Origin of the sequence: Arthrobacter sp. H41, from assembly GCF_000520535.1 — a bacterium.
Lineage (GTDB): Bacteria > Actinomycetota > Actinomycetes > Actinomycetales > Micrococcaceae > Arthrobacter_D.
In genome coordinates this window covers 60,531-70,620 of sequence record NZ_KI914811.1, presented here as the reverse complement: position 1 = coordinate 70,620, position 10,090 = coordinate 60,531, and the positions used below count along the sequence as shown (strand labels likewise).

8 protein-coding genes and 1 tRNA gene are annotated in these 10,090 nt (G+C 67.3%); 4 read left to right on the top strand and 5 right to left on the bottom strand.

Annotated elements, in window-relative coordinates:
* The first annotated feature begins 131 nt into the window (after positions 1 to 131).
* Complete coding sequence (locus tag Y705_RS19680; RefSeq protein ID WP_049822703.1) at positions 132 to 1,391, top strand: molybdopterin molybdotransferase MoeA; 1,260 nt, start codon at positions 132 to 134, stop codon at positions 1,389 to 1,391.
* Between the two features lie 212 nt (positions 1,392 to 1,603).
* Here Y705_RS19680 and Y705_RS19675 read toward each other — a convergent pair whose 3' ends face one another.
* A complete protein-coding gene (locus Y705_RS19675) occupies positions 1,604 to 3,991 on the bottom strand; it encodes an FdhF/YdeP family oxidoreductase (protein ID WP_081738025.1) in 2,388 nt (795 codons plus the stop codon).
* Positions 3,992 to 4,072: 81 nt separating this feature from the next.
* Between Y705_RS19675 and fdhD the strand changes: the two genes are divergently transcribed.
* Positions 4,073 to 4,900: a formate dehydrogenase accessory sulfurtransferase FdhD gene (fdhD, locus tag Y705_RS0112350; RefSeq protein WP_026533081.1), complete on the top strand. Its 828-nt coding sequence runs from the start codon at positions 4,073 to 4,075 to the stop codon at positions 4,898 to 4,900.
* Between the two features lie 18 nt (positions 4,901 to 4,918).
* Here the strand turns inward: fdhD and Y705_RS0112345 are convergent, their stop codons facing one another.
* The 3 genes from Y705_RS0112345 to Y705_RS0112335 are packed head-to-tail and all read right to left on the bottom strand — an operon-like array spanning position 4,919 to position 7,206.
* The gene (locus tag Y705_RS0112345) at positions 4,919 to 5,695 is read right to left on the bottom strand and encodes an amino acid ABC transporter ATP-binding protein (RefSeq protein ID WP_026533080.1); all 777 of its coding nucleotides are present in this window, start codon (positions 5,693 to 5,695) and stop codon (positions 4,919 to 4,921) included.
* Entirely contained in the window at positions 5,682 to 6,341 is a 660-nt protein-coding gene (locus Y705_RS0112340) for an amino acid ABC transporter permease (RefSeq protein WP_026533079.1), read from the bottom strand. The genes Y705_RS0112345 and Y705_RS0112340 overlap by 14 nt, the downstream gene beginning before the upstream one ends.
* Before the next feature lie 40 nt (positions 6,342 to 6,381).
* Positions 6,382 to 7,206, bottom strand: a complete 825-nt coding sequence (locus Y705_RS0112335) for an amino acid ABC transporter substrate-binding protein (RefSeq protein WP_026533078.1) — start codon at positions 7,204 to 7,206, stop codon at positions 6,382 to 6,384.
* Between the two features lie 151 nt (positions 7,207 to 7,357).
* On the opposite strand from Y705_RS0112335, the gene Y705_RS0112330 reads away from it, so the two are divergent.
* Complete coding sequence (locus tag Y705_RS0112330; RefSeq protein ID WP_026533077.1) at positions 7,358 to 9,265, top strand: ABC transporter ATP-binding protein; 1,908 nt, start codon at positions 7,358 to 7,360, stop codon at positions 9,263 to 9,265.
* A 14-nt stretch (positions 9,266 to 9,279) separates the two neighbouring features.
* Here the strand turns inward: Y705_RS0112330 and Y705_RS0112325 are convergent.
* Positions 9,280 to 9,353 (bottom strand) — tRNA-Arg (locus Y705_RS0112325).
* Between the two features lie 242 nt (positions 9,354 to 9,595).
* Here Y705_RS0112325 and Y705_RS19670 point away from each other — a divergent pair.
* On the top strand, positions 9,596 to 10,090 hold a 495-nt coding region (locus tag Y705_RS19670; RefSeq protein WP_444826188.1), incomplete at its 3' end, for an alanine:cation symporter family protein.

Sequence of the window (10,090 nt, the reverse complement as noted above, 5' to 3'; positions counted from 1 at the left end):
ACCACCTTCATCGCCGGGTACGCGGCGGGCCTCGCCGTGGGAAGCGGGCAGGCCGGCGAGGAGACCGCCATGCGCTCCGCCATCGGGCTCGCGAACGAGCAGTGTCCGTCCGCCGGCCAGGAGGAGACGGCGTGAGCGAAGCCGCCGGGAACCGGAACCTCGACTGGGCAACGGCACGGAGGGCGGCCCACGACGCCGGCCGCCCCCTGCCCTACCAGACGGTGACCCTTGCCGACGCACTCGGGCAGACGCTCGCCGAGGCGGTCTCACCCCTGCAGCCCATTCCGCACTACGCGTCCTCCGCAATGGACGGCTGGGCCGTCAACGGCCCGCCGCCGTGGACCCTCGTCAGTCCCGAGGTGCACGAAGAGCACCCGTGGCGCCGGCCCGCGCCGCACAGCGATTCAGGGTCGGTGGCACTCGAGCCGGGCCAGGCGACCTTCATCCTCACCGGCGGCGTGGTGCCGGGCAACACCGACGGGATCCTGCGGACCGAACACGGTCAGATCCGCGGCGACCTGCTCGACCGCAACGAAGCAGCACGACCGGACGAGCCGGTTGCCAGCGAGCACATCCGCCCCGCCGGCGAGGAGGCGGAGATGGACATCGAGGCCATCCGGGCCGGCGTGGTCCTCAACCCCGCGCAGATCGCCCTCGCGGCGGTGTGCGGCCACGACACCCTTGCGGTGCTGCGTGCCCCACGGGTGTCGCTCCTGATGACCGGCGATGAAGTGATCGAAGCGGGCCTGCCGCATCCGGGCCAGGTCCGCGACACCTTCGGGCCGCAGTTGCCGGCCTTCGTGGCGATGCTGGGCGGGCACGTCGACGTCGCGGGACGCGCGAAGGACGACCTCGACGACGTCGTCGCCGCCATCAGCGCGGAAGCGACCGACGATTTCTCGCTGGCGAGAGCCTCCGGAGACGTGCTCATCACCACCGGCGGCACGGGGGATTCCTCCGCGGACCATATCCGCCGGGCGCTCACCATGCTCGACGCCGAGATGATCATCGACGGCATCGCCATGCGGCCGGGCCACCCCACCCTCCTGGCGAAGCTGCCGGACGGCCGGTTCCTCGTGGGACTGCCGGGAAACCCCCTGGCGGCGATGATGGCGATGCTGACCGTGGTGGGTCCGTTGCTGGCAGGGCTTCGGGGGGCTCCCCTGGAGGAACCGCAGCAAGTGCTGTGCGGCGAGCAGTTCGAGCCGCTCGAGGGGCGCACCCGCCTGGTCCCGTTCCGCCATTCGGACGGCCGCGCGATGCCCAGCGGCCATCAACGCTCGGGGATGCTGCGCGGCCTCGCGTCGGCGGACGGTGTGCTGGTGGTGCCGGCCGCGGGCTGCACCGTCGACCAGCCGGTACCCGCGATTCGGCTGCCCTGGGCGCGTTGAGGCTGAGGGTCCCGCGGATTCATCCAGTGCACAGCGTTTACCGCATGTCCGGCGCTGGGCGGCAATTGCTGCGCAGTCGATGCGGGTGCAGGCGAAGGGTGTCCCGATATCCAGGAGCCGCGCGGCCGGGAGCCGCACTCGAAAACGACAGACGCGCCGGATGAAACCCGCGCGTCAGCCGTTTTCGAGTGCGTCAGCCGTTTTCGGGCGCGTCAGCCGGCAGGTTCGAGCGCTTGCTCGGTTGCTTCGCCAGCCGCTGCCTTTCCCACTGCCTTCTCCACTGCTTTCTCCAGCCGGAGGATCACCGACTTGGACGTCGGAGTACCGCTGATGTCCGCCGTGGAATCCAGCGGAACCAGGACGTTGGTCTCCGGATAGTACGCCGCCGCGCAGCCGCGGGGCGTGGCATACGCGACGGCCCGGAAGTTCTCGGCCCGGCGTTCGACGCCGTCGGCCCACTCCGAGATCAGGTGCACAGAATCGCCGTCGGCCAGTCCCGCGTCCGCAAGGTCCTCAGCGTTGACGAGGACCACCCGCCGGCCGCCGTGGATGCCGCGGTAGCGGTCATCCTTGCCGTAGATCGTGGTGTTGTACTGGTCGTGCGAGCGCAGGGTCTGCAGGAGCAGCCGGCCCTCGGGGACCTTCGGGTACTGCAGTTCGTTGGCCGTGAAGTTCGCCTTGCCGGTGGTGGTGGTGAAGGTCCGGCTGTCCCGCGGGCCGTTCGGCAGGACGAAGCCGCCGGGCTTGTCGATCTTCGCTTCGAAATCATCGAATCCCGGAACGACGGCGGAAATGTGCTCCCGGATCACGCGGTAGTCGGCCTGCGCCGCAAGCCAGTCCAGCTGCGGAGCGTTCTGCGCGTAGGGGCTGCCCGTCCGGGCGAAGAGCCGGTCGGCGAGCTGGCAGACGATCTCGATCTCCGAGCGCATCTCGGTGCTGGCGGGCTTCAGCCGCCCGGTGGACGCGTGGACGGCACTCATCGAGTCCTCGACGGTGACCCGCTGGTCTCCACCGGCCTGGGTATCCCGGTCGGTGCGGCCGAGCGCTGGGAGGATGACCGCGCGTCGGCCGGTGATGAGGTGCGAGCGGTTCAGCTTGGTGGAGACCTGGACGGTGAGCCGTGTATTGCGCAGGGCCTGGTCGGTGACGTTCGAGTCGGGGGTGGCGCGGACGAAGTTCCCGCCCATTGCCATGAAGACCTTCGCGCCGCCGTCGCGCATGGAACGGATCGCCGCTACCGTGTCGAAGCCGTGGCGCCGCGGTGAGGAGAAGTGGAAGCGCTGATCCAGGGAGTCGTGGAAGGCCGCCGGCATGCGCTCGAAGATGCCCATGGTGCGGTCGCCCTGCACGTTGGAGTGCCCGCGGACGGGACACACGCCGGCGCCCGGCTTTCCGACGTTGCCCTGCAGCAGGAGCACGTTGACCACGTCGCGCAGCGTGGCCACGGAGTGCTTGTGCTGGGTAAGGCCCATCGCCCAGCACACGATGGTGCCCGGGGAGGCGATCATCCGGTCGCCCACCTTCATGATTTCGGCTTTGCTGATGCCGCTGGCCTCGAGGATCTCGTCCCACGATGTACCGCGCAGGCTTTCGAGGTAGTCCTCGAGTCCCAGCGTGTGCTTTGCGATGAAGTCGTGGTCGAAGACGGTGCCGGTGGCCTCTTCCTGTTCGAGGAGGTGCTTGCCGAGTCCGCGGAACAGCGCCTGGTCGCCGCCGAGGCGGATCTGGAGGAAGTCATCCGCCAGGGACGTGCCGCCGCCGAACCGGGTGCCGAGCAGGCCCATCGGGTTCTGGGGATTCTCGAAGCGCAGCAGGCCGGCTTCGGGCAGCGGGTTGATGGCGACGATCGCCCCGCCGTTCTTCTTGGCCTTCTCGAGCGAGGTCAGCATGCGCGGGTGGTTCGTGCCGGGGTTCTGGCCGGCGACGATGATCAGCGGCGCGGTGTCGACGTCGTGCAGCGACACCGTGCCCTTGCCGATGCCGAGCGTCTCGACAAGCGCCGAGCCGGAGGATTCGTGGCACATGTTGGAGCAGTCGGGGAGGTTGTTGGTGCCGATGCCGCGCACCATCAGCTGGTACAGGAAGGCCGCCTCGTTGGAGGTCCTGCCGGAGGTGTAGAACACGGATTCGTCGGGGCTGTCCAGGGCCGCCAGCTCCTCGACCACCACCGAGTAGGCCTCATCCCAGGTGACAGGGCGATAGTGGGTGGCACCGGAGTCGAGCAGCATGGGGTGGGTGAGGCGACCCTGCTGGCCCAGCCAGTACTCGTCGTGGGACATCAGATCGGAAATGGAATGCTCGGCGAAGAACTCCGGTGGAACGGTGCGGCGCGTGGCTTCCTCGGCGACGGCCTTGGCCCCGTTCTCGCAGAATTCGGCGGTATGCCGCTTGTCGCCCTCGGGCCAGGCGCAGCCCATGCAGTCGAAGCCCTTGACCTGGTTGACCGCGAGGAGGGTCTGGGCGCTGCGGAGCGGGCCCATCTGGTCCATCGAGATCTTCAGGGAGTTGAGAACCGCCGGAAGGCCGACGGCCTTCGTCTTCGGCTTCCCCGTGGTGATCCGGGATTCGTCAATGTCGTTCTTCGGTGCCTTCGATGCCAAGGCCGTCACATCCTCGTGTTGGGAGCAGACTGTACGGTCAGTCAACTAACCTCATCTTAGGCCGATGGTGAGGAGTGGTTGATGAACAGGGTGACGCAGCGCCGCCGCATAACGAAATTCAGGGTGGGCGGCACCACGGGCCACCGCGAGGATGTGCTCGCCGGCGAGGAGCCGCTGGAGATCCGCCTCGATGGCCGCGCGTTCACCGTCACCATGCGGACGCCCGGCGACGACTTCGACCTCGTGGCAGGATTCCTCGTGTCGGAGGGCGTGGTGTGGGAGCCGGGGCAGCTGCCGAGGCTGCGGTACTGCGCGGGAGTGGACGACAATGGGCAGCAGACCTTCAACGTGGTCGAGGCGCAGCTCCGTCCCGGCGTCCAGCTCCCGGATACCGCGATGGAACGCCATGTCTACACCTCGAGTTCCTGCGGGATCTGTGGGACGGCGTCCATCGACGCGGTCCGTAAATCCTCACGGTTCGAGCTCACCGGCGATACCGCACGCGTGGAGCTGTCGGTTCTCGCCGGGCTGCCCGATCGCCTGCGGGAAAGCCAGAAGCTGTTCGACCGCACGGGCGGCGTCCACGCCGCCGGGCTGTTCACCCGCGACGGCGAGCTGTTGTGCCTGCGCGAGGACGTGGGACGCCACAACGCTGTGGACAAGGTCGTAGGCTGGGCCCTGCGGGAAGGGATGCTGCCGCTGACGGGCACCATCCTGCAGGTCTCCGGGCGGGCGTCCTTCGAGCTGGTGCAGAAGGCCCAGCTCGCGGGCATTCCGGTGCTCGCCGCGGTCAGCGCGCCGTCGTCGCTCGCTGCCGACCTCGCCGACGACGCCGGACTCACCCTCGTGGGCTTCAGCCGCGGCAGTACCCTCAACTGCTACTCGCATCCCGAGCGCATTCGTGCCTGAGCGGCGCCCGCTTCGCCGCTAGAACGGGTTGAGCAGCCGCTGGACGAACCGCCGGGTTCGCTCGTGGACCGGATTGCGGAGCACCTGGTCGGGGTGGCCGTGCTCCACGACGACGCCGCCGTCCATGAACACCACCTCGTCGGCCACCTCCCGCGCGAAGGCGAGCTCGTGGGTGACGATCACCATGGTCCAGTCCTCCTCGGCCAGTTCCTTGATCACCGTGAGGACCTCGCCCACCAGTTCGGGATCCAGGGCCGACGTCGGCTCGTCGAACAGCAGGAGGTCCGGCTGCAGCGCCAGTGCCCGAACGATGCCCACCCGCTGCTGCTGGCCACCGGAGAGCTCGAAGGGATGCTGGTCCTTCTTCTCAGCGAGGCCCACGCGGCCCAGCAGCCGCTCGGCGTCGGCGATCGCTTCTTTCCGCGGCCGCTTCTGGACCTGCACCGGGCCTTCGATCACGTTCTCCAGCACGGTCCGGTGCGGGAAAAGGTTGTAGTTCTGGAAGACCATCGCACTGCGGTCCCGGAGCGACAGCGCGTCCCGTTTGGAGACGTGGGCACCGAAGTCGACGACGGGGCCGCCCCGGAAAGCGACCGTGCCGCCGTCGGGCGCCTCCAGGCCGTTAAGGCACCGAAGCACGGTGGTCTTGCCCGAGCCCGACGGTCCGACGAGCGCCACCACCTGCCCGGAGCGGACCGACAGGTCGATGGACTGCAGAACCCGGTTGCTGCCGAAGGACTTCTCGAGCCCCGTGACGGTCAGGAGGGCAGCCGGGGCTGATTCAGTGGGCGACATAGCGGTCCAATCTCTTCTCGAGGACAGACTGGCCGCTGGAGAGGACGAGGCAGAACACCCAGTACACCAGTGCGGCCTCCAGGTACAGGGTCATGAACTGCTGCGAGAACGCGGCGATCTGCTGCGCCTCGCGGAACAGCTCGGTGACCAGGATCAGTGACGCCAGCGAGGTGTCCTTGACCAGGCTGATGAACGTGTTGGACAGCGGCGGAACCGAGACACGCGCGGCCTGGGGAAGGATCACGCGGCGAAGCGTCAGGGTGCGCGACATGCCGATCGTGTGCCCTGCTTCCCACTGGCCCTTGGGCACTGAAAGGATGGCCGCCCTCAGGATCTCTGCAGCGTAACCTGCGACGTTGAGGGAGAACGCGATGATCGCGCTCGGCCATGGGGGGATCACCAGACCGATCGAGGGCAGGCCGTAGAAGATGACGAACAGCTGCACCAGGAGCGGTGTTCCCCGAATCACCGAGATATACCCCCGGGCAATGCCGGACAGGACGCGCCTGCCGCTGATGCGCAGGAGCGCGAGCACCAGGGCCAGCGCCAGCCCCAGCACGAAGGACGCGAGGGAGAGGGGAATGGTTCCGGTCAGGCCGCCGCGGACGATGGGCCAGAACGAATCCCGGAGCAGCTCCCAGTCCACGTGTTCATCCTTTCAGCGGTTCCAGCGGTTCCAGCTGACGTTACTGGCTGACGTCGGTTCCGAAGTACTCCTCGGAGATCTCCGCGAGGGTTCCCTCCGCGCGAAGCTCCCCGAGGGCGGTGTTGACGGCGTCAACCAGCTCGGTGCTGCCCCTCCGGAAGGCCACAGCGCTGAGCGACTGCTCCTCGGTCTCGGCGGCCACCTTGATCGAGGAATCGTTGCTGGTCTTCTGGTAGTCGAGGTAGGTGAGTTCGTCATTGATGGTGGCATCGACGCGGCCCTGCTGAAGGAGGGCGATGGACTGCGCCCAGCCCTCGACGGGTTCCACGTTGGCCCCGCTTTCCTGGGCGAGCTCGTACCAGTTGCTGGTGAGGGACTGCGCGGTGGTCTTCCCCTCGAGGTCCTCGAAGGAGGAGATCTCGCTGTTGTCGGCATTGGTCACGATCACGCCGTTGCTCACGGTGTAGGGCTCCGAGAAATCGTAGACTTCCTGCCGCTCGTCGGTGATGGACACCTGGTTGGCGACGACGTCGAACCGGCCGGCTTCGAGCCCGGCGAAGATGGCGTCGAACTGGGTTTCCTGGAACTCCGCCTCCACCCCGAGTTTCTCCGCGACGGCGGTGATCACCTCGACGTCATAGCCGGTCAGCTCGCCGGTTCCATCCTCGTGGAAGCTGAAGGGCCGATAGGTTCCCTCGGTGCCCACGGTCAGGACGCCGGCGTCCTGAACCTCCTGGAGGGTCGACGGCGCCGCTGATTCACCGCCGCCGGCTTCACCGGACGGGGACGGAGTGGACGAGGAGCACCCAGCGAGCGCCAGGGTGATCGCTGCGGTTGCGCCGAGAACGGACAGGCGTGACTTCATGGTTCGGATTCCTTAGATATTCGCCGGGGTGACAGGCCGCACGGCCTACTTAGGTGAACACCGGTGCACCTGCTAATTGTTCCGGGGTGCGCTGTCGGGGTTCGGCATTTCGCGGCCTAAGCTTGGGGAAGCTTAATCTGGAGGAATTCGCATGAGCATGGAAGGCGCGGCCTGGAGTTCCCTGTACCGGATCTCCACCGCCAAGGACAGCAGGAACAAGTTCTCCCGGGAGACGCTGAAACGGATTATCGCTTTCGCCGTGCCCTACCGCGCTCAGCTGGCGATCTTCATGGTGCTCTCCGTGGCGGGGGCCTTCCTCGCAGTGGCGACGCCGGTCCTGGCCGGCCAGGTGGTGGACGTGATCGTCGCCAACGGCGAGACGGCCACGGTGGTGCGCCTCGCCGTCGTCATCGCCCTGGTGGCCGTGGTCGACGCCGCGGTGTCCATGATCACCCGGTGGTATTCGTCGAGGATCGGAGAGGGCGTGATCCTCGACCTCCGCACCGCCGTCTTCGACCATGTCCAGAAGATGCCGATCGCGTTCTTCACCCGCACCCGCACCGGGGCGCTGGTCAGCCGCCTCAACAACGACGTGATCGGTGCCCAGCAGGCCTTCAGCGGAACGCTGTCCGGAGTGGTCACCAACCTCGTGGCGCTGATCCTCACCCTGATCGTGATGCTCAGCACTTCGGTGCTGGTGACGGTCCTCGCCATCATCATGCTGCCGATCTTCCTCATCCCCGCCCGCCGCATGGGCAGCAGGCTCGCGGCACTCCGGCGCGAGGCCGCGGACCATAACTCCACCATGAGCACCCAGATGACGGAGCGTTTCTCGGCTCCCGGAGCCACCCTGGTCAAGCTGTTCGGACGCCCGGACGAGGAGTCCGACGAGTTCCGGGTGCGCGCGGCCCGCGTGCGTGACATCGGTGTCCGGACGGCAATGCTCCAGTGGATCTTCTTCACCGCGCTGATGCTCGTCTCGGCGCTGGCGCTCGCCCTGGTCTACGGGCTCGGTGGCAGCCTCGCGCTCGCCGGACAGCTCGATACCGGCGAGGTGGTCACGCTGGCCCTCCTCCTGACCCGCCTCTACGCCCCGCTGACCAGCCTCGCCAATGCGCGCGTCGAAATCATGAGCGCGCTCGTCAGTTTCGAAAGGGTGTTCGAGGTCCTCGACCTGGTGCCGCTCATCCAGGAAAAGGACGACGCTGGTCCGGTGCCTCCCGGGCCGGTCGCCGTCGAGTTCGACGACGTCCGTTTCGGCTACCCCTCCGCGGACAAGGTGTCGCTCGCCTCGCTCGAGGAAGTGGCGACACTCGACACCCGTGGCGGCGAGGAAGTGCTGCACGGAATCTCCTTCCGCATCGAACCGGGCCAGACCGTGGCCCTGGTCGGCACCTCCGGCGCCGGCAAGTCCACGATCGCCCAGCTCCTGGCCCGGCTGTACGACGTCGACACCGGTGCGGTGCGCCTGGCCGGCGTCGACGTGCGGGACGTGACCTTCGCATCGATGCGCTCCACCCTCGGAATGGTGACACAGGACGGCCACCTGTTCCACGAGACCATCCTCTCCAACCTGCGCCTTGCGCGACCCGGGGCCACCGAGGACGAGGTGTGGGACGCCGTGCGCCGTGCACGCCTCGAGCCGCTGGTGAAGTCCCTGCCCGACCAGCTCGACACCATGGTGGGGGAGCGCGGCTACCGGTTGTCGGGAGGCGAACGGCAGCGCATGACCATCGCGCGGCTGCTGCTGGCTCAGCCACGTGTCGTGATCCTCGACGAGGCGACGGCGGCACTCGATTCGACGTCGGAGGCGGCGGTCCAGGCCGCGCTGAGCGAGGCCCTCGAGGGCCGGACCGCGCTGGTGATCGCCCACCGACTGTCCACCATCCGCACCGCGGACCTGATCCTGGTGGTCGAGGACGGACGCATCGTGCAGCGCGGAACCCATGACGAACTGCTGGCGCGGGGCGGACGATACGAAGAGCTGCACCGGACCCAGTTCGCCGTCCGGAAGAACGTCGCGGTGGACGAGGAGCCCGAGACGCTCAGCCGTTTCTGAGCCATCCACGGAAGTGCCCCTGGCCGGATTCGAACCGACGACCTTCCCTTTAGGAGAGGGACGCTCTATCCTGCTGAGCTACAGAGGCGTGCTTCCCCGGGAATCCCTGCCCCGCGGCGAGCATGCCCAGCTTACCCGGAACGTCCGGCTGAGGGAAAAAGCCGGGCGTCCCAGCGACAGGACGGCGAAAGCTCACCTGTCACTTCTGCCTCAGTGCTGTGGGAATCGGGCGGCATTCCGCACCTAACTTTGGCAGACACGCACAATGTGATTGCCAACACAAGCAGAAACCGGTTCATTAGAGGGATGGCAAATAACTTGGTACTACCTATGGCGAGCGTCACCGACGACGTCGGATGGCTCGCGGCGATCGACAACGGCATCAATGCGGCTTTCGAACCCATCACTGAAATCTTCTCCACGATCGTGTTCTTCCCCATCACGATCGGCGACCTGAGCTTCCCGTTCGTGGTGGCCTGGCTCATTGCAGCAGGCGTGATCTTCACGATCTACTTCGGCTTCATCCAGTTCCGGGGACTCAAGGTCGCCTACGAAGTGGTACGCGGCCACTACTCCTCCAAGGACGACCCCGGAGAGGTGCCCCACTTCCAGGCACTGACGTCCGCACTGTCGGGGACGGTCGGGCTCGGGAATATCGCCGGTGTCGGCGCGGCAATGGCGCTCGGAGGTCCGGGGGCAACCTTCTGGATGATCCTCGCGGGGCTGCTCGGCATGGCCACGAAATTCGCTGAGTGCACGCTCGGCGTGAAGTACCGCGAGGTCCACGCGGACGGCTCCATCAGCGGCGGGCCCTTCAAGTACCTG